Source organism: Teichococcus coralli (assembly GCF_009829925.1).
GTDB classification, from domain to species: Bacteria; Pseudomonadota; Alphaproteobacteria; order Acetobacterales; family Acetobacteraceae; genus Pseudoroseomonas; species Pseudoroseomonas coralli.
Genome location: NZ_SNVJ01000007.1, coordinates 134,634 through 160,519 on the forward strand (window position 1 = coordinate 134,634; position 25,886 = coordinate 160,519).

A 25,886-nucleotide genomic window follows, 5' to 3' on the forward strand; every position below is an offset into this window, starting at 1 on the left:
AGACGGCCGGAGCATTTCCCGTGAGCCAGAGCGAACGGAGAATGCTCTAGTGCCCCGAGGCGGCATGCGAGGAGGGCTCCGCCCCCCTCCCCGGCCCCCGCACCGTCCGCTTCACCAGCGGCCGCAGGGTGAGGCCCTGCACGAGAATGGTGAAGACCACCACCGTATAGGTCGCGGCCAGGATGGTGGGTTTCTCCGTCACTTCCGGGATCGAGAGCGCCAGCGCCACGGAAATGCCGCCGCGCAGGCCGCCCCAGGTCAGCACCGGGATGGTGCCGCGCACGAAACGCTTCCAGCGCGCCATCGCCGTGACCGAAAGCGCGACCGACACGAAGCGCGCCGCCAGCACCAGCAGGATGGCCGCCACGGGCAGCCACTGGAGCAGCGTCTCCGGCCGCAGCACCAGCACCTCGAGCCCGATCAGCAGGAAGAGGACGGCGTTGAGGATCTCGTCCACCAGGGTCCAGAAGCTGAAGAGATAGTGCTGGGTGAGGTCGCTGATCGCGTGCTGCGGAGCGCGGTTGCCGATCAGCAGCCCCGCCACCACCATGGCCAGCGGCCCGCTCATGCCCAGCCGCGAGGCCAGGGCATAAGTGCCGGTGACCAGCGCCAGCGAGATCAGCACCTCGATCGGATAGTTGTCGATCTGCTTCATCGCCAAATAGGCGGCGTAGCCCGCCACCAGCCCCAGCAGCATTCCGCCGGCTGCCTCATGCAGCAGCAGCGCGACCACCTCGCCCGGCCCGGCGGCTTCCTCGCCCGCCCCTGCCGCGAAGGCCATGGCGATGGTGAAGGCGACGATGCCGACGCCGTCGTTGAACAGCGACTCGCCGGTCATGTCGAGTTCCAGGGACTGCGGCACCCGCACCGCCTTGAGCGTGCTGAGCACCGCCACGGGATCAGTCGGGCTGATCAGCGCCCCGAACACAAAGGCCCAGGACAGCGGCAGCGCCACCCCCGCCAACCCGGCCAGGAACCAGAAGCCGAAGCCCACGATCAGCGTCGAGATCAGCACGCCAAGCGTCGCCATGCAGCCGACGACCCAGGCGCGGTCGCGCAGGGCGGAGATGTCCACATGCAAGGCGCCGGCGAAGAGCAGGAAGGCCAGCATCCCCTCCAGCACGGTGCGCTGGAAATCCACCTGGCGGATGATCCCGGTCAGGTTCTCGTAGAGCGGGGTGGCCGGGAAGAGCAGGTCGGTCGCCAGCAGCAGGAGCGAGGCGGCCAACCCCATGGCGAGCAGCCCGACGGTGTCCGGCAGGCCGATCAGCCTGGCGTTCATCCAGCCGAAGGCCGCCGTCAGCACCAGCAGGAGGGAAATCAGCTCAAAGGGAGACAGCATGTCGCACAAGCACTCCGGCCGAGGCAGGGTTGCACCGGCAGCGGAAAGACCGAGGGACGGCCCCCTCAGCTCCCTTCCGCTTTCTGCCGGTCCTGGGCGCTGCCTGGCGGCCGGTGCCGAGAACTCGAAAATAAAAAGAAGAGGGCCTGGGAGATTTCATTCCTCCGGCCTTCTCGCCGCCGCCGGCGAATCCGCCTAGACAACGCGGGTCCGTCCCCCCAGCCCGAAGGAGCCCTCCGCATGTCCAGCTTCGACCTCATCCTGCGCGGCGGGACCTGCGTGCTCCCCTGGGGGGAGGCGCAGGCGGATGTGGGCGTGCGCGCCGGCCGAATCGCCGCGCTGGGTGACCTGCGCACCGCCGAGGCGGCGGAGGTGATCGACTGCGCCGGCCTGCACGTCCTGCCCGGGCTGATCGACCCGCATGTCCATCTGCGCGATCCCGGCGACCCGGCGGTGGAGACCATCCCGACCGGGACCAGGGCGGCCGTGCTCGGCGGCATCACGGCGGTGTTCGACATGCCGAACACCATCCCTTCGATCACCAGCCAGGCCGCGCTGGAGAACAAGCGGGCCTATGTGAAGGGCAAGGCCTGGTGCGACATCGGCTTCTATGTCGGCGCCGCCAAGTCCAACATCGGCGAACTCGCGGCGCTGGAGGCGGAGCCGGATGTCTGCGCCATCAAGGTCTTCGCCGGCTCCTCCACGGGCGACCTGCTGGTGGAGGACGACGCCAGCCTGGAACGCGTCATGCGCTCCGGCCGCCGCCGCATCTGCTACCACTCCGAGGACGAGTACCGCCTGCAGGAGCGCAAGCCGATCTACGCCGCCGGCGGCCCGCACCGGCTGCACGCCGAGTGGCGCGACGTGGAATGCGCCTTCCTCGGCACCCGCCGCCTGATGGCGCTGGCCCGCGAGACCGGCCGCCCGGCGCATATCCTGCACGTCTCCACCGCCGAGGAGCTGGACTACCTCAAGGAGTTCCGGGACGTCGGCACGGTGGAGGTGCTGATCAACCATCTCAGCCAGAACGACGAGGCCTATGACCGGCTCGGCGGCTATGCCGTGATGAACCCGCCGATCCGTGCCGCCCGCCACCAGGAGGCCGCCTGGGCCGCGGTGCGCGACGGCACGGTGGACTGCATCGGCTCCGACCACGCGCCGCATTCCCGCGCCGCCAAGGAGCGCCCCTGGCCGGCCACCGCCGCCGGCCTGACCGGCGTGCAGACCCTGGTGCCGCTGATGCTGGACCACGTGAACGCCGGCCGCCTCTCCCTCGCCCGGCTGGTGGACCTGATGGCCGCCGGCCCGGCGCGGGTCTATGGCGCCGTCTGCAAGGGCCGCCTCGCCGCCGGCTACGATGCCGACTTCACCGTCGTGGACATGAAGCGGCAGCGCACCATCGAGGAGAGCTGGATCGCCTCCCCCTGCGGCTGGACGCCCTTCGCCGGGCAGCGCTGCACCGGCTGGCCTGTCATGACCGTCATCCGCGGCCGCGCGGTGATGCGGGAGGACGAGGTGCTGGGCACGCCGGAGGGCCAGCCCGTCCGCTTCCGCTAAGGCCCCAGGGGAGGCCCCAGGGGAGGCCCCGGGGGAGACGTCGGGGGAGACCTCGGGGGAGACCTCGGGGGAGACCTCGGGGGAGGCCGATCTGGCGGCCTGCCGCGGCCGCCAGCCCTTAACGCGGCGCGCCTTGGCCGCTATGGTCCGCGCCGCTTTTCACAGGGACCGGACCTTGCCGGATATCTTCGACGAAGTGCAGGAGGAGCTGCGGGCCGAGCGGGCCCGGCGGCTCGGCATACGGTATGGCGGCCTGCTGGCCGGCGTGGCGCTCTTGGTGCTGCTCGGCGTCGGCGGGTGGCAGGGCTGGCAGTGGTGGCAGGACCGCCAGGCCGCCCAGTCCGGCGCCCTGTTCCTGGAGATCAGCCGCAAGGCCGAGGCGCCCGGCGCCGACCTGAAGGCCGCGGGCGACAGCTTCGCCAGCCTCGCCGCCACCTCGCCCGAGGGCTACCAGATCCTCGCCCGCCTGCGCGGCGCCGCGCTGAAGGCTGAAACCGGCGACCGCGAGGCCGCCCTGGCGCTCTGGGACCAGCTCTCCGGCGACGCGGGCGCGCCCCGGCTCTACCGCGACCTCGCCGGCCTGATGTGGGTGCTGCACGGCATGGACACGCAGGACCCAGCGGTGCTTGCGGCGCGCCTCACGCCGCTGACCGAACCGAGCAATCCCTGGCGCGCCTCGGCGCGGGAGTTGCAGGCGCTGCTGGCCATCCGGCGCGGCGACAAGCCCGAGGCGAAGCGCATTCTTGAAGCCCTGGCCGCCGATGTGACCGCCCCGCGCGGCCTGCGCGACCGGGCGGGCCGTCTGGCGGCAGGATTGGGGGTCTGATGCGGAGCAGGACAATCTGGACACGGCGCGCGGCGCTGCTCGGCGGCGCCGGCATGCTGGCCGGCTGCAGCACACTCGACAGCATCTTCGGCACCGCCAAGCAGCCGCTGCCCGGCGAGCGTGTCTCAATCCTGACGACGCAGCGCGCGCTGGAGGTGGACCCGGCCCTGGCCGGCCAGCCCCTCACCCTGCCGCCGCCGCAGCCGCGCGCCGACTGGCCGCAGCTCGGCGGCAACGTGGCGCATGATCCCGGCCACTCCGCCCTGGCACCGCGCCTGAGCCGCGCCTGGACCGCCTCGGCCGGCACCGGCAGCAGCTATCGCCGGCGCATCACCACCGGCCCGGTGGTGGCGGAGGGCACCGTCTTCGCGTCCGATGCCTATGGCGTGATCTCGGCCTTCGACCTGGCGAAGGGCGGCCGCCGCTGGCGCTTCGACACCCGCCCGGAGGACGACGAGACCGGCGCGGTCGGCGCCGGCTGCGCCTATGCCGATGGCACGCTCTACGTCGCCACCGGCATGGCTGAGCTGATGGCGCTGAATCCGGCCGACGGCAAGCCGCGCTGGCGGGTGAAGCTGCCCGCCCCGGCGCGCGGCGCACCGGCCGTGGCCGGCGGCCGCATCTACGTGCCGACCATTGACAACCAGCTGACCGCCTTCTCCTCCCAGGACGGCACGAAGCAGTGGACCTACCGCGCGCAGCCCACCCTGGCGGTGCCGCTCGGCCTGCCCGCCCCCGCGGTGGAGGCCGGCTTCGTGGTGGCCGGCTTCCCCTCCGGCGAACTGGTGGCCATGCGCCCGGAGGACGGGCAGGTGCTCTGGAGCGAGAGCCTGGCCGGCCGCAGCCTCGGCGGCATCGGCGACATCTCGGGCGTGCATGGCCTGCCGGTGATCCATGAGGGGCGGGTCTATGCCATGGGCATGGGCAGCACCTCGCTGGGCGTGGACCTGCGCTCCGGCCGCCGCCTCTGGGAACGCGAGATCGGCGGCACCACCACCCCCGTTCCGGTAGGCGACTGGCTGTTCCTGATGGGCCGCAGCGGCGACCTCGTGGCGCTCGGGCGCGAGGATGGGCGCATCCGGTGGATCGCCGAGCTGAACGCGCCCCCGCCGGGCAAGGAGAAGAACGACGATCCCGCCAATTTCGGCACGCCGCTGGCGGCGGGCGGCCAGCTCATCGTGCCCTCCAGCAAGGGCGAGGCGCTACTGATCAACCCGGCCGACGGCAGCATCGCCGGCCGCCTGCGCCTGCCGGACGGCACCACCCTTCCCGCGGCGGTGGCGCAGGACACGCTGGTGCTGCTGGCGGACGACGGCACGCTGGCGGCCTATCGCGGATAGAAGCGATGCGCGGGGGAAGGATTTCCCCCGCGCATCGCTTCTTCTTTTCGGCCGCGCTTTCAAGGCCAGTGGCGGGACCGGTTCGCGCCTGCCGCCGCCAGGAGCATTTCAGCCCCGGCGCGAGCGCACCTCGCGCGCGGGGCGAAGTCCGCAACAGGGCGAAGCGGGGATCCAGGGGAGCAGCGTTTCGCCCCGATCCCGCCCGCGCCTCGCCTACCCTCTCGCCCGCAGCACGCCGGCCTCCTGCAAGGCGGCCACCGCCTCCTTCTCCATCCCGAGCAGTTCCCGCAGCACCGCGGCCGTATCGGCACCGATCTCCGGGCCGGTGGAACGCGGCGGCGGCACGGCGCCGTCGATCCGCGGCACCACGCCGGGATGCAGCACCGGCCCGTGCAGCGGATCCTCCACCTCCCGCACCATGTCCCGCGCGCGGAACTGCGGATCCGCCGCGCAATCGGCGATGGTGAAGGCGCGGGTGGAGGGAATGTCGGCCTCGGCCAGCACCGCCTCCAGCGCCCGCCCGTCAAAGCGCGCCGCCCAGGCGCCGATCAGCGCGTCCAGTTCCGCCACGTTGCGCACGCGGGCCTGGTTGTCGGCGAAGCGCGCGTCCTCGACCAGCTCGGGCATGCCCATCAGCTTTGCCAGCCGGCGGAACAGGGGGTCCGAGTTGGCGGCGATCAGCACCCAGATGCCATCCCGTGCCCGGTAGGCGTTGGTCGGCGCCGCGGTGGCGATGCCGCCGCCGGACGGCTGCCGGATGGTGCCGAGGGTGGAGTAGTCGGGCAGCGCCCCTTCCAGCAGGCTGAACACCGACTCGGTCAGCGCCACGTCCACCTCCGCCCCCCGTCCGGCCTCACCTCCGGCCTCACCTCCACACCCTGGCCCGGACAACGGCGCGCGCCGGTCCCGACGCCACAGCGCCGCCACCAGGCCGAGCGCGGCATAGATGCCGGCCACCGAATCGCCCAGGCTGACGCCCACCCGCACCGGCGGCAGGTCGCTGGTGCCCGGCGCATGGTCGGTCAGGTGGCGCAGCCCGCCGATCGCCTCGCCGATCACCCCGAAGGCCGCCCGATCGCGATACGGCCCGTCCTGCCCATAGCCGGAGATACGGGCGATCACCAGGTCAGGCCGCGCCGCCTTCATGGCCGCCGCGCCGAGCCCGAGCTTCTCAAGCTGCCCGGGCCGGAAGTTCTCCACCACCGCGTCGCAGTGCCGCACCAGCCCGAGCACGATCTCCCGCGCCTCAGGCCGTTTCAGGTCCAGCGCGATGCAGCGCTTGTTGCGGGCATGGACGGACCACCACGGGGCATGCCCGTTGTGCCGCGCCCCCCATTGCCGCACCGGGTCGCCACCCGGCGGCTCCACCTTGATGACCTCCGCCCCCAGGTCGCCGAGCAGCCGCGTGGCGAACGGCGCGGCGACGAAGTGGCCGAGTTCCAGCACGCGCAGCCCGGCGAGCGGCGCGCCGGCACCGGCGAGGGGCGAGGGATCGGGGCGGGGCGGCATGTCGGCCATGGACCTACTCCGGCTTGATGTTGGCGGCGCGGGCGACCTGGGTCCACTCGGCCAGTTCCTTCTCCACCCGCTGGCCCAGCGCCTCGGGCGTCATCGAACGGGCGATGGCGCCCTGTTCCTCCACGCGGCGGCGGAACTCCGGCGTCGTCACCACAGCGTCCACCGCCTCGGTGAGGCGCTTCAGCACCGGCTCCGGCGTGCCGGCGGGCGCGAACACGGCGAACCAGGCGGTCACCTCCATGCCCGGCTGGCCGGATTCGGCCATGGTCGGCACCTCCGGCAGCGCCGGGTGGCGCCCGGCCGAGGTGATGGCCAGCGCCCGCAGCGTTCCATCCTTGGCGTAGGGCATCAGCGGCGGCGGCGTGGTCATGAGGACCTGCACGCGCCCGGCCAGCAGGTCCTGTGTCGCCGGACCGGTGCCGCGATAGGGCACATGCGCCATGTCGAAGCCCGCCTGCTGCTTCCACAGCTCGGTGCCGAGATGCTGCATCGAGCCGTTGCCGGCCGAGGCGTAGTTCAGCTGGCCCGGATGCGCCTTGGCATAGGCCACCAGCTCGGCCGCCGTTCTCGCCGGCACCGAGGGATGCACGAAAACCACCTGCGGCGCGTCCATCAGCAGCGCGATGGGCACGAAGTCCTTCCGCACGTCGTAGCCGAGGTTCGGGACGATGGCCGGCGTGCCGACATGGTAGCCGGAATACTGCACCAGCAGCGTGGTGCCATCCGGCCTGGCGCGCGCCACCGCGCCGGTGCCGATGGCGCCGTTCGCGCCCGCCCGGTTCTCCACCACCACGTTCTGCCCCAGCCGCTTCGCCAGCGGCTCGGCCACGAGGCGGGCGGCGAAGTCGGTGCTGCCGGCGGGCGCGGTGGGCACGATCAGCGTGATGGTGCCGCTCTGCGCGCGCGCGACAGGGATGGCGCCCAGCAGGGCGCCGGCAAGGCCGAGGGACGCGGCACCCAGCAGGCGCCGCCGGTTGAACAGCATGGCTCGGACATCTCCCAGATTTCTTTGCCCGCCAGGATGCCAAGCGGGCGACCCTCCCGCCACTCGCGTTTGGCGAGGCGAGCCATCGCCGCGGGCGACGGCTGCCGCCGGCTATGCCTCCAGCCGCGTCGCCTGCTGCACGAAAAGCCGTGCCGGCGCAGGCAGCGTCGCGCGGTCCCGCACGCAGAGCTTCAGCCTTCGCCGCGCCCAGGCGTCCCGCAGCGGGACGCCGCGCAACCCCATGGCCTCGGCGAAGGGGCGGATGCAGGCCTCCGGCAGCACCGCCAGCCCGATCCCCACCTGCACCAGGCGCCGCAGCACGTCGAAGCTGTTCACATGCACCTGCAGGTCGATCGGCCGCCCGGCCTGCGCCGCCGTGCCGGCCAGCATCTTCTGGATCGAGGATTCCCGCGCCAGCCCCACCTGCGGGAAGTCCAGCGTCTCGGCGTAGTGCAGCGCCTCCCGCCCGGCGAGCGGATGGCCAAGCGGCACCACCGCCTGCAGCCGGTCCTCGCGGTAGAACAGGCTCTCCAGCCCCTCGGCCGGCACGCTCTCCGCCATGATGCCGACATCCGCCAGCCCGTCCCGCACGGCGCGGACGATCTCCGGGCTCAGCAGTTCCTGCATCTCCACCCGGACGCCCGGCCAGCGGGCCATGAACAGCGCCAGCTCCTCCGGCAGGAACTCGGCCAGGGAGGAGGTGTTGGCGGCGATCCGCACATGTCCGCGCACCCCTTGCGCGTGCTCACCCATCTCGTCGCGCATGCGGCCCAGCACGGCGAAGACGCTGCGGGCGTGCCGCTGCAGCGCCTCGCCCGCCAGGGTCAGCGCGATGCCGCGCGCGTGGCGCTGCAGCAGGGGCGTGTCCATCGCCGCCTCCAGCTCCGCGAGCCGACGGCTCACCGCCGAGGGTGCGATGTGCCGGCGCATGGCCGCCGCCGCGATGCTCCCTTCCTCGGCCACCGAGAGGAACAGGTCGAGCGTCACCAGGTCGAACCGCAGCCGGCCCTCGCCTATGGTCTGAGACATGGCGGGGAATCTGCGGCGGAAGGCGAAGCGCGGTCAAACGGGCCCACCGGGGCGGGAGGGGGAAGGCGGCGCCCCTCGGTCCCGAAGCCCGGCAAGTCACGACAGGGCCAGCAGGTCCCGCCGCAGCCGATCGGCATCGCCGCCTTGCAGCAGGGCCTCCGCCTCGTCATGCGCCCGCACCCAGATCGGCAGCGCCCGCGCCAGCAGCACGCGGCCCTCCTCCGTCAGCGCCAGGCGCCGGGCCCGGCGGTCCCGCGCGTCCGCGGCCACGGTCACCAGGCCGCGCCGCTCCAGCGGCTTGAGGGCGGCCGTCAGCGTCGTCCGGTCCAGCGCCAGCAGCGAGGCGACCGCCTTCATCGGCGCCGCCTCCGGCCGGTTCAGCGACATCAGCAGGGAGAACTGGCCGCTGGTCAGGCCCACGGGCCGCAGCGCCTCGTCGAAGCGGCGCGCCAGGGCCCGCGCAGCACGCTGCACATGCAGGCAGAGGCAGGCATCGCGCACCAGAAGGGTCGTCTGGAAGGTCAGGTCCACGGGGTTTGACAAGCCGATTGGGTTGATATCAACTGTTTCATGTCGTTCGTGCCGTCGCGTCATGCAAGCGGCCGACCGGGAAAGAAAGGAATCACAATGCCGGGTCCAAGTGGAGTTTTCGTCTGGTACGAACTGATGACCACCGACGCGGCGGCCGCCACCGCGTTTTACCGCGCGGTGCTGGGTTGGCACGCCCGCAGCGCCGGGCAGCCGGGAACGGACTACACCCTGCTCCTCGCCGATGAGGCCCCGGTCGCCGGCGCCATGACCATGCCGCCGGGCGGAAGCTGTGCCGGCGGCACGCGCCCCACCTGGATCGGCGACGTCGCGGTGGAGGACGTGGACGCCATGGCCGCGCGCGTGGCCAAGGCCGGTGGCGCCATCCTGCGCCAGCCCGAGGACATTCCCGGCATCGGCCGCTTCGCCGTCGCCGCCGACCCGGAGGGCACCGCCTTTATCCTGTTCCACGGCACCGAGGCCATGCCGCCGCCTCCCTTCGCCATGGACAGGCCAGGCCACCCCGCCTGGCACGAGCTGGTCGCCACCGACGCGGAGGCCACCTTCGCCTTCTATTCCCGCCTGTTCGGCTGGACCAAGGCCGAGGCGCACGACATGGGCCCGATGGGCGTCTATCAGCTCTTCGCCGCGAACGGCGTGACCATCGGCGGCATGATGACCCGCCCGCCCGGCATGCCCGCCTTCCCCTGGACCTTCTATTTCCGCGTCGAGAGCGTGGAGGCCGCGGCGGAGCGCGTGAAGGCGCAGGGCGGCAGCGTGCTGAACGGTCCGCATGAGGTGCCGGGCGGCCAATGGATCCTGCAGGCGCACGACCCGCAGGGCGCCGCCTTCGCCCTGATCAGCGCGGGCCGCTGACGCCCTCCCGACCATCCCCCCCCGCGCGGTCCCTCCCCCCGAGTGATCGCATCCCGCGATGCCAAGGCTCTGCATCCGGCACTGGTCGGCGCGCCCCCGCCGCGCCACCCTCTCCCCCGGGAGGAACCCGCACCATGCCGGATGTCACCATCGTCGAGGTGGGGCCGCGCGACGGCTTCCAGCCGATCGCCCGCTTCATCCCCACGGAGGAAAAGCTCGCCATCATCCAGGGCTGCGCCGCCGCAGGCCTCCACCGCATCGAGGCCGGCGCCTTTGTCGGCACCGCCGCCGTGCCGCAGATGGCGGATGCCGAGGCGGTGCTGGCCGCCACCCTGGCCCTCCCCGGCGCCGACCCGCAGATGCTTGTGCCCAACGCCCGCCACGCCCGCCGCGCCCTGGCCGCCGGGGCGCGGCACCTGGTCTGGGTGGTTTCCGTCTCCGAGGCGCATAACCGCAGCAACATCCGCATGAGCCCGGCGGACTCCGTGGCCGAATTCGCCGCCCTGCTGCCGGAGCTGGAGGGCGTCCGCCTGCGCGTGAACATCGCCACGGCCTTCGACTGCCCCTTCACCGGCCGTGTCGCCCCCGAAGCCGCGCTGGACCTCGTCGGCCGCCTCGCCGCCCTGCGCCCGGACGCCGAATACGCCCTCTGCGACACCACCGGCCGCGCCGACCCCGCCCATGTCGCCGGCCTGCACGCCGCCTGCGCGGAAGCCTTCCCGCGGGTCGCCGCCTGGGCCTTCCATGGCCATGACACCTACGGGCTGGGCCTCGCCAACATCATGGCGGCGCATGGCGCGGGCGTGCGGGTCTTCGACGCCGCCATCGCCGGCCTGGGCGGCTGCCCCTTCGCTCCGGGCGCCACCGGCAACGTGGCGACCGAGGATGTCGCCTGGATGTTCGCCCGCATGGGTGCCTCCACAGGCGTGGACCTCGGCGCGCTGCTGCCCGTCGCACGGCGCGCGGCGGCGCTGCCCGGCGGCTGCCCAGGGGGACGGGTGCGGCAGGCCATGGCGGCCCGGCCCGCGCATCTGGCGGCGTAGGATCAAGGTCGGGGGAATGAATTCCCCCCAAAACCCCATCTTCCTTTTGTCAGTTCGGGGCCGCGCTTGTCCGCGCGGGGAGCGGACAGAAAAAAAGAAGGCGTCTGGGGGAATTCATTTCCCCCGGCCTTGCTCTTTCACGCCCGTTTCTGTTCCACCCCAGCCGTTTCCGCTGTAAAGCCCTGCGCATCATGCTCCCCCGTATCGCCATTGTTGGCCGCCCGAATGTCGGCAAGTCCACGCTGTTCAACCGCCTGGCCGGGCGCAAGCTCGCCATCGTGGACGACACGCCCGGCGTCACGCGCGACCGCAAGGAGGTCGAGGCCCGCCTCGGCCACCGTCCCGTGCTGCTGCTCGACACGGCGGGGCTGGAGGAGGCGCCGCCCGACACCGTCGCCGGCCGCATGCGCGCCAGCTCCGAGATCGCCATCCGGCAGGCCGACCTGGTGCTCTTCGTGACCGACGCCCGCGCCGGCCTCACCCCCTCCGACCGTGCCTTCGCCGCCTGGCTGCGCCGCCAGTCGGTGCCGGTGCTGCTGATCGCCAACAAGACCGAAGGCCGCGCCGGCGGCATGGCGGCGATGGAAGCCTATGAGCTGGGCCTCGGCGACCCGGTCGCCATCTCGGCCGAGCATGGCGAGGGCATCGCCGACCTCTACACCACCGCCATCGGGATGCTGCCGGAGGAGGAGGACCCCGAGGCGCAGGAGCGCGACCGCCCGCTGCGGCTGGCCATCGTCGGCCGCCCGAATGCCGGCAAGTCCACCCTGCTCAACGCCCTGGTCGGCGAGGAGCGGATGATCACCGGCCCCGAGCCCGGCCTGACGCGCGACGCCGTGGCGGTGGAATGGACCGACGAGACCGGCGGCAAGGTGCGGCTGGTGGACACCGCCGGCATGCGCAAGAAGGCCCGCATCAGCGAGCACCTGGAGCAGATGTCGGTGGGTGCGACCATCTCCGCGCTGAAGGAGGCGGAGGTGGCGGTGCTGGTGCTCGACGCCACGCTGGGCATGGACGAGCAGGACCTGCGCATCGCCCGCCTCGCCGAGCGCGAGGGCCGCGCCGTGGTCATCGCCTACAACAAGTGGGACGCGGTGGAGGACCGCGCGGCGGCGCGCCGGGCGCTGGAGGACGTGCTGCAGGCCTCCCTTGCCCAGCTCAAGGGCATCACCGTCGTCGCGCTCTCGGCCATGACCGGCAAGGGCGTGGAGCGGCTGATGCCGGCCGTGCGGCAGACCGTCGAGCGCTGGAACCGCCGCATCCCAACCGGCGAGCTGAACCGCTGGTTCGAGGCCGCCGTCGCCCGCCACGCCCCGCCGCTGGTGGATGGCCGCCGCGTCAAGCTGCGCTACGCCACCATGCCGAAGGCCCGGCCGCCGACGGTCGCCGTCTTCGGCCCGCGCGCCGAGGACCTGCCGGAGGACTATCGCCGCTACCTCGTGAACAGCTTCCGCGAGGCCTTCGACATGCCGGGCGTGCCGATCCGCCTGCATGGGCGCGGCGGCAAGAACCCCTTCGTCGGGGAATGATCGTCCGGCCGCGGCCGGGCGCATGGGGCCTGCCGCTGAACGCGCCGGTGCGCGTCGTCGGGACCCGCCTGCTGGAGATGCCGGCCTGCTGGAAATTTTGGAGGAACGGAGCCGCCCAGCCCGCCGCGCCACCTGTTTCAGTGACGGCGCATCAGGAAGGGAAAAGGGAAGGTCCGGGGCCATTCAATCGCCCCGGCGGGGTGGTCCAGGAGGGGTGCCCTCCTGGCCGCGGCTGGCGGGTGCCGCGGGTCAGCCCAGTCGCAGCAGGTGAAGCACCGCGAGCAGGCCGAAGAAAGCCAGGCCGGTCAGCATGAGCTGTTCCAGCAGGCGAATCCTCGGGGCCGAGAGCAGACGGGCACGGGTGGTCGTTCGTTCTTGCATCGGCCAACCTCCCACATTCCGCCTCCCCCGCCAAGCATGGCGCCCCGGTCAGCGGGCGGAGAGGTACTCCAGCGTGTCGCCCTGCGGCAGGACGCCCTCCACGTGCCGGCGGTGCCAGAGCGCATAGAACAGCAGGTGCCAGGCCGCGAAGCCCTGGCGCTTGCTGGCGGCGCCCTTGAACAGCGCCGCCACCTTCGCCGGCTTGGCGATCTCCATCACGCCCGGCTGCGCCGCCACCAGCGGCCCCAGCTTCTCGCCCATATGCTCGATCCAGGCGCCGATCGGCACGGTGAAGCCCTGCTTCGGGCGGTGCGGCTCGGCGGCGGGGAAGTTGCGCGCCAGCCACTCGCGCAGCAACCACTTGCCCATGCCCTTGCGGACCTTCAGCGCATCCGGCAGGCGAAACACCGCCTCGGCCACCGCGGTGTCCAGGAAGGGCGTGCGCCCTTCCACGCCGTGCGCCATCAGGCAACGATCGAGCTTCAGCAGCAGGTCGTTCGGTAGCCAGTCCGCCATATCCAGCGCCTGCGCCGCCATCAGCCGGGTGCGGCCGGCGGAGGCGGCGGCGGCCTCGGCGGCGGCGATGCCGTCGCGCCAGCCGGTGGGCGGGGCGCGCAGCACGTCCAGGTGGTCGAAGGAACCCCGGGTGCGCGGCGCCTTGCCGCCCAGCCACCACGGCCGCATGGCGGCGCGGTAGCGGCCATAGCCGCCCAGGATCTCGTCGCCGCCCTCGCCGGAGAGCACCACCTTCACCTCCTGCCGGGCACGCCGGGCCAGGAACCAGGTGGGAATGATGGCGTAGTCGGCGGCCGGATCATCCATGCCGGCCACGATCTCCGGCAGGTGCCGCCAGACCTCCGCCTCCGTCACCGTGATGGTCTCGTGCCGCGCGCCCGCCACGCGGGCGAGGGCGGCGGCGCGCTCCCGCTCGTCGGCGGCGCCGGGCAGGTCGAAGCCGGCGGTGAAGGCGCGCACCGGGCTTTCGTTCAGCCGCGCCATCATGGCCAGCACCGCGGCACTGTCCGTTCCCCCGGAGAGGAACATGCCGTAGGGCACGTCGCTGCGCTGGTGCAGGTCCACGCTGTCGCGGAAGGCGGCCTCGAAGCGGGCCAGCGCCTCCTCCTCGCTGGCCGGAACCGGCCCGCCCTCGGGCAGCGCCTCGCGGCGGCGGCGCTCCAGCACCTTGCCTTCGGCGATGGCGATGCTCTCGCCGGGCAGCACGCGGCGGATGCCCTCGAAGATCGTCTCGGCGCCGGTGGTGAACTGCATCTGCAACAGCTCGGAGCGCGCCTCGGCGCGCACCCGGGGCGCCACCAGCCCGGCGGCGATCAGCGCCTGCGGCTCCGAGGCGAAGGCGATGCCCCCCGCCACCTCGGCGGTGTAGAGCGGCTTGATGCCGAAGGGGTCGCGCGCGAGCACCAGCTCGCGCTGGGCGCGGTCGTGGATGGCAAAGGCGTACATGCCGCGCAGCGTGTCGGCGAAGGCCAGCCCGTCGCGGCGGAACAGGTGCAGCGGCGGCTCGCAGTCGCTGCCGGTGGAGCAGGACAGGAGATGCTCCGTGCGCAACTCACGGTAGTTGTACACCTCGCCATTGCCGACCAGCGCCGCCGGGCCGGTGAAGAGCGGCTGGTCGCCGGTGGCGAGGTCGATGATGGCCAGCCGGGTATGCGCCAGCGCGACGTTGCCCGCCACGTGATGCCCGGCGCCGTCCGGCCCGCGATGGGCCAGGGCGGCCGTCATCCGCTGCAGCAGCGCCGCGTCGGGGACAAGTCCCTGCTTCAGGATGAGGCCGGCGATGCCGCACATGCGCGAGTCAGCTCCGCCCGCCCGGCGCTTCGGCAGATAGGGACCTCGCCGGGGCGGCAACGGCAGGCGGCGCCACCTGTTGCAGAAAGCCCCGCCAGCGCGCAAGCACCGGCCCCGCGGCGAAGGCTGCGGCATAGGCGGCCCGCCCTGCCTCGCCCATCGCGGCGCGGCGCTCCGGCTCCTGCAGCAGGGTTCGGATGGCGGCCGCCAGCCCCTCCGGCGACTCGGGCGGCACCAGCAGGCCGGTCTCGCCGTCGCGGATCAGTTCCGAGGGCCCCTGCGCCGCCACCGCCACCACCGGCCGCCCCGCGCTCCAGGCCTCCAGCACGATGTTGCCGAGCGGCTCATGGCGCGAGGAGCAGACAAAGACGTCGCAGGCCGCCAGCAAGGCGCCGGAATCCCGGCGCCAGCCCAGGAGCTGCACGCGGTCGGCCACGCCCAGCTGCGCCGCCAGCCGGGCCAGCGCCGCGCGCTCCGGCCCCTCCCCGGCGATGGTCAGCGCGGCACCGGGAAGGAGGGGGAGGGCGCGCAGCAGCATGTCGAAGCCCTTGTTGCGGTGCAGCCGGCCCAGCGCCAGCAGGCGCGGCGCGCCCGGCCGCACGCCGGGTGGCAGGTCCAGCTCGGCCGGCCGCATGCCCCCCATGTCGTCCACGAAGTTCGGCAGGTAGTGCGCGCGCTCGCGCGGCCAGCCCTGGCGGACGATCCACGCCACCAGGTCGCGCGTGTTGCCGACGAGGTGGTCGCAGTGGCGGTAGTATTTCAGGTCGTAGTAGCCGCCCAGCCGGCCCACCAGGGTCCAGGGGCCGCGCGGGGAGAAGCGGGCGGCGCGGTTCATCCAGGCCACCACCACCGCGGGCCGGAACCCGTTCAGCTCGGCCTGCAGGCGCAGCCGGGTCGGCAGGTCGAGCCAGTTGCCGAAGCGGAGCTGCACCGGCACCAGCCCCTGCGCGGAAAGCCGGGCGGCGCGCCCCGGGTCGCTGCGGATCACCGAGAGCACCTCGTCGCCCGTCAGGTGCAGCGCCAGGGCAAGCCGCTCGTAAAAGCCTTCGGCCCCGCCCATCGTGCTGCCGGCCATCACCTGGGCCAGCCTCATGGGCCGCCCGCCGCCGGAGCGAGGCCGTGGATGCGGCGGAGCGTCATGCTGCCGCCGCCTCCGCTTGCCGCAGCAGGGCAATCGCGGCCTCCAGCGCCTCGCCGACGCCAAGCGCCGTCATCGGCGCCTGCCCGGCCGCTCCCTGCGCCACCACCGCCCGGGCGCGGCGGCCGACCGGCGCGTATTCGCCGGCCTGGGTCGGCCCGAACAGGCCAAGCGTGGGCGCCCCGGCGGCGGCCGAGAGGTGCATCAGCCCCGAATCATTGCCGACAAACAGCGCGCAGCGGGTCAGCACCGCCGCCGCCTCCGGCAGCGAAAGGCGGCCCACCAGGTCCACCGCCCCCGGCAAGGCCCGCAGCACCGGCGCGGCCAGGCCGGCCTCGGTCCCGCCCGGCCCGCCCAGGATCACCGGCCGCGCCCCGGGCAACGGCCCATCCGGCGCGGAGAGCGCCTGGAAAAGCGCCACGAACCGGTCCGGCGGCCAGACCTTGCCTGGCCAGTTGGCGCTGGGGCCAAGGGCGATGAAGGGCCCCTCGCCCGGCAACACCACCTCCGCCCGCGCGGTGTCGGCGACGTCGAACCAGGCCACCGGGCGCGGCGCCGGCGCCAGCCGCAGCACCTGCCCAAGATGCAGCAGCTTGTGGCCGGGGCGGCGCCCGCCGCGCATCACCGCGCGCGCCCGCGCCGGCACCATCCAGGCCAGGGCGGAGCCGCGCAGGTCCACCACCAGGTCCCACCGGTGCCGCGCCACCTGCGCCCAGAGCGCCAGCCAGTGCAGCGAGAAGCGGCGCTTCTCCAGCACGATGGTGGCGTCGCGCCGCGGCATCCGCGCGAAGATCCCCTCCGCCGCCGGACCACAGGCCACGGTGAAGCGTGCCTGCGGATAGGTTCGCAGCAGGTGGTCCAGCAGCCCGGTGGAGAGCACCGCATCCCCGATGCGGGTGGCGGTCACGAAGAGGATGCGCATGGTTGGCGCGCGCATAGCATGGTTGGGCGATGGCGTGCAGCGTCGCCGCTTGTCTGCGCCGCCTCGCCTGCCAAAATCTTCGGGATGCCCATCGCTCCCCTTTCCGACCGTGCCGTGGTGGACCTCTCCGGTGAGGACCGCCTCGACTTCCTTCAGGGCCTGGTGTCCAACGACGTCACGCAGGCCATGCCTGGCCGCGCCGTCTGGGCCGCGCTGCTGACCCCGCAGGGCAAGTGGCTGGCCGATTTCTTCATCCTGGCCGCGGGCGAGCGCCTGCTGCTGGACGTTCCTGCCGCCCAGGCCGCCCTGCTGGCACAGCGGCTTTCCCGCTTCCGCCTGCGCTCCCGCGTGGCGCTGGCCGGGCGGCCCGACCTCGCCGTCTGGGCCGGCTGGGGCGAGGCCGCGCCGCCCGCGGAGGCCCTCGCCGCCCCCGACCCGCGCCTGCCCGAGGCCGGCTGGCGCGCCATCCTCCCCGCGGGGCAGGCGCTGCCCGGCGCGGCGGGCGACTACGACCGCCATCGCCTCGCCCTCGGGCTGCCCAACGGCGCGCCCGACCTGGAGGCGGAGAAGTCGGTGCTGCTGGAGGCCGGCTTCGACGAGCTGGGCGGCATCTCCTGGAGCAAGGGCTGCTACATGGGCCAGGAGCTGACCGCCCGCACCAAGTATCGCGGCCTGCTGAAGCGGCGGCTGGTGCCGGTGGCGGTGGAGGGCCCCCTGCCCGCGCCCGGAACGCCCGTGCTGCGCGAGGGCGCCGAGGTCGGCGAGATGCGCTCCGGCCACCCGCAAGGGCTGGGCCTGGCCCTGCTGCGCCTGCCGCTGCGCGAGGGCGAGCGGCTGACCTGCGGCGCGGCGGTGCTGGTGCCGCGCGTGCCAGGCTGGATGCGCCTGCCGGAGCAGGCGGCGGGCTGAGCCGGCCGCCGCGCGGCGGTCACTCGGCGCGGGCGATAAAGGCCACGGGCGCGATGATGCCGCGTTCCAGCGCGTCCATGGCGTTGGCCAGCCGCTGCTGCGTGCCCTCCCCCATCACCACGTGCAGGCCGAGCGGCGGGCGGCCGGTCTGCGTCGCCCGCTCCCGCATCTCCCGCCCCAGGCGGAGCGCCAGCTCGCTGCGGTCCTCCTCCTGCTCCAGCGTGAAGCCGGCCTCGGCGAGCAGGCGCCGGTATGTCTCGGCGGTTTCGACGAAGCTTGTCGCCGTGCCGTCCGCCCAGGGCATCGGGTAGGGCAGCGGCTCTTCCGGCCGGGCATGGACAATGTCATAGGCGCCGAGGCGCCCGCCGGGCCTGAGCACCCGTCGCAGCTCGGTGAAGAGCCGCGCCTTGTCCGCCACGTTCATGCCGACATGGATCAGCGTGGCGGCATCGAAGCTGGCGGCGCCGAAGGGAATGGCCAGCGCGCTGGCCTTCAGGAACCCGACCTTGCCCGACAGGCCGCAACGCCGGGTCAGCGCCGCCGCCACCGCCACGAATTCGGGCGTGATGTCGATGCCGGTGACCTGGCAGCCATGTGCGTCGGCGAAGTAGCGCGCGGGTCCCCCCAGGCCGGACCCGACGTCCAGCACGCGTGTCCCGGGCGAGAGGCCAAGCGCCCTGGCCAGCTCCGCGGTTGCCGCCAGCCAGCCGAGATGAAGCTCGTCGATCTCCGCGAGGTCGGCCGCGCTCAGTTGCCGGGCCGCGCGTCCGCTCGCCGCCAGCGCGTCAAGGATGGCGCGTTCCAGCGCCCCATGCGTGTAGTGCTGCGCAACGTCCCGCTCGATCGGCATGGCCGCCCCCTGCACGGGTTGCAGCATTCAGTCTAGTCCCGGCTTGTTCCGGAACACGAAGAACATCTCAGGGAGCGGTATCCCGGTATCGCCGGGCGGGGCATCGCCCCACCCGGCCCTGCGGGAGGTCAGGCCGTCCGGTCGGTGCCGCCGTCGGCCTGCGCCGCCTGCGCCGCCGCGAGGCGCGCCACCGGCACGCGGTAGGGCGAGCAGGAGACGTAGTCGAGCCCCACGCTTTCGCAGAACTGGATGGAGGCCGGATCGCCGCCATGCTCGCCGCAGATGCCGAGCTTGAGCTGCTCCTTCGTCTTGCGGCCCTTCTCGGCGGCGATCTGCACCAGCGCGCCGACGCCCTCCGGGTCGATCGAGACAAAGGGATCCTTCGGCAGGATGCCCTTCTCCACGTAGTAGGGCAGGAATTTGCCCGCGTCGTCGCGCGAGAGGCCGAAGGTGGTCTGCGTCAGGTCGTTGGTGCCGAAGGAGAAGAAGTCGGCCACGCCCGCGATGGCGTCGGCGGTGAGCGCCGCGCGCGGCAGCTCGATCATCGTGCCGACCAGGTATTCCAGGCTCTGCCCGGCCTCGGCGAAGACCTCCTTGGCCACCTTGTCCACCTGGGCGCGGGTGATCTCCAGCTCCTTCTTCACGCCCACCAGCGGGATCATGATCTCTGGCACCGGCGCCTTGCCCGTTTCCTTGGCGATGGCGACCGCCGCCTCGAAGATGGCCCGCGCCTGCATCTCGTAGATCTCGGGATAGGTGACGCCGAGCCGGCAGCCGCGGTGGCCGAGCATCGGGTTGGCCTCGGAAAGGTCGAGCGCCCGGCGCTTCATCGCGGCGAGGTCGGCCCCGAGGCTTTCCGCCACCTCGGCCAGCTCCTCGTCGCGATGCGGCAGGAATTCGTGCAGCGGCGGGTCGAGCAGCCGGATGGTCACCGGCAGCCCGGCCATGATGCGGAACAGCTCGGTGAAGTCCTTGCGCTGGAAGGGCAGCAGCTTGGCCAGCGCGTCGCGCCGCCCGCCCTCGCTTTCCGACATGATCATCTGCCGCACGGCGCCGATGCGCTCGGGGTCGAAGAACATGTGCTCGGTGCGGCAGAGGCCGATGCCTTCGGCGCCGAACTTGCGGGCGGTCTCGGCATCCAGCGGGGTCTCGGCATTGGCGCGCACCTTCAGGCGGCGCACCTTGTCGGCCCAGCCCATCAGCGTGGCGAAGTCGCCGGAAAGCTGCGGCTCCACCATCGCCACAGCGCCGAGGAAGATCTCGCCGGTGGCGCCGTCGAGGGTGATGGTCTCGCCCGCCTGCACCACCTTGCCGCCGGCCGAGAGCTGGTGGCTGTGGTAGTCCACCACCACGCCGCCGGCGCCGGCCACGCAGGGGCGGCCCATGCCGCGCGCCACCACCGCCGCATGGCTGGTCATGCCGCCGCGCGTGGTCAGGATGCCCTTGGCGGCGTGCATGCCGTGGATGTCCTCGGGCGAGGTCTCGATGCGCACCAGGATGACGCTTTCGCCCTTGGCGGCGCGCGCCTCGGCCTCGTCGGCGGAGAACACCACCACGCCGCAGGCGGCGCCCGGCGAGGCCGGCAGGCCCTTGGAAATCAGGGTCCGCGCGGCCTTGGGGTCCAGGGTCGGGTGCAGCAGCTGGTCGAGCGAAGAGGGCGCCACGCGCTTCACCGCCTCCGCCTCGTCGATCAGCCCCTCGCGCGCCATGTCCACGGCGATCCTGAGGCTGGCGGCGGCGGTGCGCTTTCCGTTGCGCGTCTGCAGCATGTACAGCTTGTTCTGCTGCACGGTGAACTCGATGTCCTGCATGTCCGTGTAGTGCTTCTCGAGCGTCTCACGGACCTGCATCAGCTCGGCGAAGGCGCCGGGCATCGCCTCCTCCATGCTGCGCTCGCCGGCCTTGATGCGTTCCTTGCGGATCGGCTGCGGCGTGCGGATGCCGGCCACCACGTCCTCGCCCTGGGCGTTGATCAGGTACTCGCCGTAGAACACGTTCTCGCCGGTGGACGGATCGCGGGTGAAGCAGACGCCCGTGGCGCAGTCCTCGCCCATGTTGCCGAACACCATGGCCTGCACGTTCACCGCCGTGCCCCATTCGGCCGGGATGTCGTGCAGCCGGCGGTAGGTGATGGCGCGCTGGTTCATCCAGGAGCCGAAGACCGCGCCGATCGCGCCCCAGAGCTGCGCCTCGGGCTCCTGCGGGAAGGGCGAGCCCAGCACCTCCTCCACCATGCGCTTGTATTCGCTGACCACCCGCGTCCAGTCCCCGGCGGTGAGCGCGGTGTCCTCGGAGACGCCCTTGTCCAGCTTGACGTCCTCGATGATCTCCTCGAAGCGGTGATGGTCCACCCCGAGCACCACCGAGCCGTACATCTGGATGAAGCGGCGGTAGCTGTCCCAGGCGAAGCGCGGGTCGCCGGAGGCGAGGGCCAGGCCCTCCACCGTCTTGTCGTTCAGCCCGAGGTTCAGCACCGTGTCCATCATGCCGGGCATGGAGACGCGGGCGCCGGAGCGCACCGAGACCAGCAGCGGCTTGCCCTCGTCGCCGAACTTCAGCCCGACGGCCGCCTCGATGCGGGCCAACGCCTCGGCGACCTGCGCCTTCAGCTCGGCCGGGTACTGCTTGTCGTGCTCGTAGTAGTAGGTGCAGACCTCGGTGGTGATGGTGAAACCCGGCGGCACGGGCAGCCCGATGGAAGCCATCTCGGCCAGGTTGGCGCCCTTGCCACCCAGCAGGTTGCGCATCTCGGCCTTGCCGTCATTGCGGCCGGCGCCGAAGCCATACACCCACTTCTGCATCCCGGGTTTCCTTCAGCCTTCAATCTTGGAGAAATCGGCCACCTGGTCGATGGCCGCCCGCAGGCGCGCCAGCAGGCCCAGGCGATTGCGCCGCAGGCCCTGGTCGGCGTCGTTGACCACGACCTTATCAAAGAAAGCGTCAACCGGCGCGCGCAGATCGGCAAGCGCCGACATCGCCGCCGTATCCTCCTCCGCCCGCAGGGCGGCCAGCGCCCGTGGCAGGGTGTCGTCCAGCGCGGCGGAAAGCGCCTGCTCCTCCGCCGCCACGAAGCGCGCGGGGTCGGTCTCCGCGCGGTGCGGCCCGTCCTTCCGGTCCTCGATGCGCAGGATGTTGGCGGCGCGGCGATAGGCGGTCAGGAGGTTGGCGCCGTCCTCGCCTTCCAGGAAGGCGCGCAGGGCGCTGGCGCGGGCCAGCAGGCGCACCAGGTCGTCCCCGCCGCCGCCGCCCGCGGAACCAAGCGTGGCGGCCAGCACGTCATGCCGCTCGCCCTCGGCGCGGAGCTGCACGCGCAGCCGCTCGGCCAGGAAGTCGAGCAGCCCGGCGGCGAAGGCGGCGACCACCGGCGGGTGGTCGGAGCCCGGCGCCGGCTCGAAGCCGGCCTTCATCTTCTCCTGCGCCACCGCCATGCCGAATTCGGGCTCGGCGGTGGTGCCGAGCGCCTGCGGATAGCCGAAGAAAGCCTCGGCCAGCACGTCGGCCAGCCCGAGCCGCAGCCCGTTCTCGCGCAGGATGCGGATGACGCCGAGCGCCGCGCGGCGCAGCGCATAGGGGTCGCCCGAGCCGGTCGGCCGCTCGTCCACCGCGAAGAAGCCGACCAGCTGGTCGAGCTTGTCGGCGAGCGCCACCGCCACCGCGATCGGCTCGGCGGGCACCGTGTCGCCCGGGCCGAGCGGGCGGTAATGCGCGGCGATGGCCTCGGCCACGCGCGGGTCCTCGCCATCCTTCAGCGCGTAGTAGCGGCCGATGATGCCCTGCAATTCCGGGAACTCGCCCACCAGGCCGCTCGCCAGGTCGGCCTTGGCCAGCCGCGCGGCGCGGGCGGCCAGCGCGGGCTCGGCGCCGAGCTTCGGCGCCAGCCAGGCGGTCAGCCGCTCCAGCCGCGAGACGCGGCTCCCCTGGGTGCCGAGCTTGGCGTGGAAGACCACGCCCTCCAGCTTCGGCAGGAAGTCCTCCAGCCGCTGCTTGCGGTCCAGGTCCCAGAAGAAGCGGGCATCCGAGAGCCGGGCGCGCAGCACGCGCTCGTTGCCCGCCGCCACGGCCTTGCCGCCGTCGCTGGCGGCGATGTTGGAGACCAGCGCGAAGCACGGCGCCGCCGCGCCATCCGGCCGGCGCAACGCGAAGTAGCGCTGGTTCACCCGCATGGTGGTGCGCATCAGCTCGGGCGGCAGGTCCATGAAGGCGTCGTCGATCCGGCCGAGCAGCGGCACGGGCCACTCCACCAGCCCGGCCACCTCGGCCACGAGCCCCTCGTCCGGCACCACCTCGACCCCCTCCGCCGCGGCCAGTGCCGCAATACCGTCACGCACCAGCTTGGCGCGCTCGACGGGATCGATAATGACCTTCCGGGCGGCGAGTTGCGTCGCATAGTCCGAGAAATTTCTCACGGGGAAGGCACCGGGGGCCATGATGCGATGGCCTTCGGTGAGGTCGCCGCTCATCAGCCCGTGCCCGTCATCCTCGCCTTGCAGCAGGCTGAAGGGCACCACCTCGCCGCCGAACAGGCAGAGGATGCGCTTCAGCGGCCGCACCCAGGTGAAGCCGCTGGTGCCGCCCCAGCGCATGGATTTCGGCCAGGGGAAGCGCCGCAGCAGGGCGGGGATGACCTCGGCCAGCACGTCCGGCGTGGCGCGGCCGGGGCGGCGGATCACCGCGTAGAGATAGACGCCCTTGCCGGTGTCCCGCTCCTCGAGCTGGCCGCGGGTGAGCCCGGTGGCGCGCAGGAAGCCCTCCAGCGCCGGGCCGGTGGCGTCCGCGCGCGGGCCGCGCCGCTCCTCCTCCACCGCCGCCGTACCGGCGGGCAGCGCGGCCACCAGCGCCAGCCGGCGCGGGCCATGGAGCGTGCGCAGGCCCTCCGCCGGCAGCCCGGCGCCCTTGAGCGCGTCCCCCATCAGCCGCGCCAGCTCCTCGGCCGCGCGCGCCTGCATGCGGGCGGGGATTTCCTCGGAGAACAGTTCGAGCAGGAGTTCGGGCATCACGGGGCCTTACGGGAGAACGGCGGTCGTCGGTCGGCAGGTCGTCGGGGGATGGCGGGCCGTCAGGCGCCCGCCAGCCAGCCCTCGCAACAGCGCTTCGCCAGCGCGCGGACGCGGCCGATATAGGCCGCCCGCTCGGTCACGCTGATGGCGCCCCGCGCGTCCAGCAGGTTGAAGGCATGGCTGGCCTTGATGCACTGGTCATAGGCCGGCAGGGCCAGCGCCTTGTCCACTAGAGAGGCGCATTCCGCCTCGGCGTCCTTGAAGTGCTGGAACAGCAGGGCGGTATCGGCATGCTCGAAGTTGAAGGCCGAGAACTCGCGCTCGGCCCGCAGGAACACGTCGCCATAGGTGACGCCCTGGCCGTTGAAGTCGAGGTCATAGACGTTCTCGACGCCCTGGATGTACATGGCCAGCCGTTCCAGCCCGTAGGTCAGCTCGGAGCTCGGCTTCTCCACCGGAATGCCGCCGACCTGCTGGAAGTAGGTGAACTGCGTCACCTCCATGCCGTCGCACCAGACCTCCCAGCCCAACCCCCAGGCGCCCAGCGTCGGGCTTTCCCAGTCGTCCTCGACGAAGCGGATGTCGTGCAGCGCCGGGTCGATGCCGAGCGCGCGGTAGCTCTCGATCAGCAAGGCCTGCGGGTCAGCCGGGCTCGGCTTCAGGATCACCTGATACTGGTAGTAGTGCTGCAGCCGGTTCGGGTTCTCGCCGTAGCGCCCGTCCGCCGGGCGGCGGGAGGGCTGCACATAGGCGGCCTTCCACGGCTGCGGCCCCAGCGCCCGCAGCGTGGTCGCCGGATGGAAGGTGCCGGCGCCCATCTCCATGTCATAGGGCTGCAGGATCACGCAGCCCTGCGCCGACCAGAACCGGTGCAGCGTCAGGATGATGTCCTGGAAGCTGAGGGGCTTGCCAGAGGAGGAGCCCTGGGAGGAGCCCGGGGAAGAGGCAGTCATCAGCGGCGTTCCGGTCATCGGGTCTTGGGCTTGCGGCCGTGTTATGCGCCGCACCATAAGACCCGCCCCACCCCCCGGCAAGGAAGGCCGCGCCCCCGATGTCCGCCACCGAGACGCTGATCCGCTCCTACTACGACGCCTTCAACGCCGGGGACACCAAGGCCATGCTCGCCCTGCTGACCGAGGACGTGGCGCACGACCTCAACCAGGGCGGCCGCGAGACCGGCATCCCCGCCTTCCGCGCCTTCATGGCCCGGATGAACGCGCATTACCGCGAGCAGCTGCGCGGCATCGTGGTGCTCACCGAACCCTCCGGCCAGCGCGCCGCCGCCGAGTTCACCGTGAACGGCACCTACCTCGCCACCGACGAAGGGCTCCCCGAGGCGCGCGGCCAGACCTACACCCTCCCCGCCGGGGCCTTCTTCGAGGTCCGCGACGGCCGCATCGCCCGCGTCTCCAACTTCTACAACCTGGCCGACTGGATCGCCCAGGTCCGCGGCTGAGCCGCCGCCGATGCGCTACCGGTTGGTGATCTTCGACTTCGACGGCACCCTGGCCGACAGCTTCCCCTGGTTCACCACCGCCCTTAACGAGGCCGCCCGCCGCTTCGGCTTCCGCACCGTCGGCGCCGAGGAAGGCGAGGCGCTGCGCGCCCTCGGCCCGCGCGAGATCATGCGCCGCCTGGAAGTCCCGGCCTGGAAACTCCCCTGGATCATCCGCCACCTCCGGCGGGAGAAGCAGGCCGTGGCGGGCAGCCTCCCCCTCTTCCCCGGCGTGCCCGACCTGCTCACCGCCCTCCCGGCGGCCGGCGCCCGGCTGGCCATCGTCAGCTCCGATTCCGAGGCTTCGATCCGCGCCACCCTCGGCCCCGACCTCGCCGCGCGGATCGGCCACTACGGCACCCGCGCCTCCCTCTTCGGCAAGCCGCGCAAGCTGCGGGCGGCCCTGCGCCAGGCCGGCATCCCCGCCCGCGAGGCCATCTACATCGGCGACGAACTGCGCGACGCCGAGGCCGCCCGCGCGGTGGGCATGGACTTCGGCGCCGTCGCCTGGGGCTACGCCACCCGCGCGGCCCTCGCCGGCATCCGGCCCACCCTGCTCTTCGACAGCCCGGGCGAGATCATCGCCCGCTTCGCCGTGGCCACCCCGGTCGCGGCGCCATAAGTCGCGCCCCCCGGGGGTTTGGGGGGGGGAGCACAGCCCCCCCAACCCGTGTCGTGTCATCCAGTGAAATCCTGACCTGTCTTAGTCAGTTCGATTACGCAGGACGACGGTCCGGCAGGTGCGACCCCAGCAGGTCAGAACATCACCTCGCCGGCGTTAGACCGCCCTCTTTTCTTAGTGGAAAAGTCATCTT

22 protein-coding genes are annotated in these 25,886 nt (G+C 72.6%); 9 read left to right on the top strand and 13 right to left on the bottom strand.

Annotated elements, in window-relative coordinates:
- Positions 1 to 46: 46 nt before the first annotated feature.
- A complete protein-coding gene (locus E0493_RS10405) occupies positions 47 to 1,342 on the bottom strand; it encodes a cation:proton antiporter (protein WP_202397043.1) in 1,296 nt (431 codons plus the stop codon).
- 240 nt (positions 1,343 to 1,582) lie between these two features.
- Between E0493_RS10405 and E0493_RS10410 the strand changes: the two genes are divergently transcribed.
- The 3 genes from E0493_RS10410 (at position 1,583) to E0493_RS10420 (ending at position 5,065) form a co-directional block, all read left to right on the top strand.
- Positions 1,583 to 2,899: a dihydroorotase gene (locus tag E0493_RS10410; RefSeq protein ID WP_160936874.1), complete on the top strand. Its 1,317-nt coding sequence runs from the start codon at positions 1,583 to 1,585 to the stop codon at positions 2,897 to 2,899.
- Between the two features lie 175 nt (positions 2,900 to 3,074).
- Positions 3,075 to 3,725: a tetratricopeptide repeat protein gene (locus E0493_RS10415; RefSeq protein WP_160936875.1), complete on the top strand. Its 651-nt coding sequence runs from the start codon at positions 3,075 to 3,077 to the stop codon at positions 3,723 to 3,725.
- Positions 3,725 to 5,065 carry an outer membrane protein assembly factor BamB family protein gene (locus tag E0493_RS10420; RefSeq protein WP_160936876.1) on the top strand — a complete coding sequence of 447 codons (1,341 nt, stop codon included), beginning with the start codon at positions 3,725 to 3,727 and terminating at the stop codon, positions 5,063 to 5,065. Before E0493_RS10415 ends, E0493_RS10420 begins: the two co-directional genes overlap by 1 nt.
- 213 nt (positions 5,066 to 5,278) lie before the next feature.
- Here the strand turns inward: E0493_RS10420 and E0493_RS10425 are convergent, their stop codons facing one another.
- From E0493_RS10425 to E0493_RS10440, 4 genes are all read right to left on the bottom strand, one after another.
- Positions 5,279 to 6,583, bottom strand: coding sequence for a CaiB/BaiF CoA transferase family protein (locus tag E0493_RS10425; protein WP_202397044.1), 1,305 nt, complete (start codon positions 6,581 to 6,583; stop codon positions 5,279 to 5,281).
- Between the two features lie 4 nt (positions 6,584 to 6,587).
- Positions 6,588 to 7,568 carry a Bug family tripartite tricarboxylate transporter substrate binding protein gene (locus E0493_RS10430; RefSeq protein WP_160936877.1) on the bottom strand — a complete coding sequence of 327 codons (981 nt, stop codon included), beginning with the start codon at positions 7,566 to 7,568 and terminating at the stop codon, positions 6,588 to 6,590.
- 111 nt (positions 7,569 to 7,679) lie between these two features.
- Positions 7,680 to 8,597 carry a LysR family transcriptional regulator gene (locus E0493_RS10435; RefSeq protein ID WP_160936878.1) on the bottom strand — a complete coding sequence of 306 codons (918 nt, stop codon included), beginning with the start codon at positions 8,595 to 8,597 and terminating at the stop codon, positions 7,680 to 7,682.
- A 96-nt stretch (positions 8,598 to 8,693) separates the two neighbouring features.
- Complete coding sequence (locus E0493_RS10440) at positions 8,694 to 9,140, bottom strand: MarR family winged helix-turn-helix transcriptional regulator (protein ID WP_160936879.1); 447 nt, start codon at positions 9,138 to 9,140, stop codon at positions 8,694 to 8,696.
- 84 nt (positions 9,141 to 9,224) lie between these two features.
- Here E0493_RS10440 and E0493_RS10445 point away from each other — a divergent pair, with 84 nt between their 5' ends.
- From E0493_RS10445 to der, 3 genes are all read left to right on the top strand, one after another.
- On the top strand, positions 9,225 to 10,001 hold the full coding sequence (locus E0493_RS10445; protein WP_160936880.1) for a VOC family protein: 777 nt from the start codon (positions 9,225 to 9,227) through the stop codon (positions 9,999 to 10,001).
- 134 nt (positions 10,002 to 10,135) lie between these two features.
- Positions 10,136 to 11,044, top strand: coding sequence for a hydroxymethylglutaryl-CoA lyase (locus E0493_RS10450; RefSeq protein ID WP_160936881.1), 909 nt, complete (start codon positions 10,136 to 10,138; stop codon positions 11,042 to 11,044).
- A 191-nt stretch (positions 11,045 to 11,235) separates the two neighbouring features.
- On the top strand, positions 11,236 to 12,573 hold the full coding sequence (gene der / locus E0493_RS10455) for a ribosome biogenesis GTPase Der (protein WP_160936882.1): 1,338 nt from the start codon (positions 11,236 to 11,238) through the stop codon (positions 12,571 to 12,573).
- Positions 12,574 to 12,822: 249 nt separating this feature from the next.
- On the opposite strand, the gene E0493_RS23715 is transcribed toward der, so the two are convergent.
- From E0493_RS23715 to E0493_RS10470, 4 genes are read right to left on the bottom strand one after another with little or no spacing between them, the layout of a single operon-like run.
- The gene (locus E0493_RS23715) at positions 12,823 to 12,954 is read right to left on the bottom strand and encodes a hypothetical protein (RefSeq protein WP_268894110.1); all 132 of its coding nucleotides are present in this window, start codon (positions 12,952 to 12,954) and stop codon (positions 12,823 to 12,825) included.
- A gap of 48 nt (positions 12,955 to 13,002) precedes the next feature.
- Positions 13,003 to 14,760 (bottom strand): asparagine synthase (glutamine-hydrolyzing), encoded by a 1,758-nt coding sequence (gene asnB, locus E0493_RS10460; protein ID WP_160936883.1) that lies wholly within the window; start codon positions 14,758 to 14,760, stop codon positions 13,003 to 13,005.
- A 7-nt stretch (positions 14,761 to 14,767) separates the two neighbouring features.
- On the bottom strand, positions 14,768 to 15,853 hold the full coding sequence (locus E0493_RS10465; RefSeq protein WP_160936884.1) for a glycosyltransferase: 1,086 nt from the start codon (positions 15,851 to 15,853) through the stop codon (positions 14,768 to 14,770).
- A 43-nt stretch (positions 15,854 to 15,896) separates the two neighbouring features.
- Positions 15,897 to 16,820 carry a glycosyltransferase family 9 protein gene (locus tag E0493_RS10470; protein WP_202397046.1) on the bottom strand — a complete coding sequence of 308 codons (924 nt, stop codon included), beginning with the start codon at positions 16,818 to 16,820 and terminating at the stop codon, positions 15,897 to 15,899.
- A gap of 84 nt (positions 16,821 to 16,904) precedes the next feature.
- Between E0493_RS10470 and ygfZ the strand changes: the two genes are divergently transcribed.
- Positions 16,905 to 17,729 (top strand): CAF17-like 4Fe-4S cluster assembly/insertion protein YgfZ, encoded by an 825-nt coding sequence (gene ygfZ, locus E0493_RS10475; RefSeq protein ID WP_202397047.1) that lies wholly within the window; start codon positions 16,905 to 16,907, stop codon positions 17,727 to 17,729.
- Positions 17,730 to 17,748: 19 nt separating this feature from the next.
- Here ygfZ and E0493_RS10480 read toward each other — a convergent pair whose 3' ends face one another.
- The 4 genes from E0493_RS10480 to E0493_RS10495 all read right to left on the bottom strand — a co-directional run bounded on the left by E0493_RS10480 (position 17,749) and on the right by E0493_RS10495 (position 24,529).
- Positions 17,749 to 18,606, bottom strand: coding sequence for a class I SAM-dependent methyltransferase (locus E0493_RS10480; RefSeq protein ID WP_202397048.1), 858 nt, complete (start codon positions 18,604 to 18,606; stop codon positions 17,749 to 17,751).
- 101 nt (positions 18,607 to 18,707) lie between these two features.
- A complete protein-coding gene (ppdK, locus tag E0493_RS10485) occupies positions 18,708 to 21,380 on the bottom strand; it encodes a pyruvate, phosphate dikinase (protein WP_160936887.1) in 2,673 nt (890 codons plus the stop codon).
- A 12-nt stretch (positions 21,381 to 21,392) separates the two neighbouring features.
- Positions 21,393 to 23,573 (bottom strand): glycine--tRNA ligase subunit beta, encoded by a 2,181-nt coding sequence (gene glyS / locus E0493_RS10490; protein ID WP_160936888.1) that lies wholly within the window; start codon positions 23,571 to 23,573, stop codon positions 21,393 to 21,395.
- A gap of 62 nt (positions 23,574 to 23,635) precedes the next feature.
- Positions 23,636 to 24,529, bottom strand: a complete 894-nt coding sequence (locus E0493_RS10495; RefSeq protein ID WP_160936889.1) for a glycine--tRNA ligase subunit alpha — start codon at positions 24,527 to 24,529, stop codon at positions 23,636 to 23,638.
- A 98-nt stretch (positions 24,530 to 24,627) separates the two neighbouring features.
- Between E0493_RS10495 and E0493_RS10500 the strand changes: the two genes are divergently transcribed.
- Both E0493_RS10500 and E0493_RS10505 read left to right on the top strand, forming a co-directional pair.
- The gene (locus E0493_RS10500; protein ID WP_160936890.1) at positions 24,628 to 25,032 is read left to right on the top strand and encodes a ketosteroid isomerase-related protein; all 405 of its coding nucleotides are present in this window, start codon (positions 24,628 to 24,630) and stop codon (positions 25,030 to 25,032) included.
- A gap of 10 nt (positions 25,033 to 25,042) precedes the next feature.
- Positions 25,043 to 25,693, top strand: coding sequence for an HAD hydrolase-like protein (locus E0493_RS10505; protein WP_160936891.1), 651 nt, complete (start codon positions 25,043 to 25,045; stop codon positions 25,691 to 25,693).
- The last annotated feature ends 193 nt before the right edge of the window (positions 25,694 to 25,886 follow it).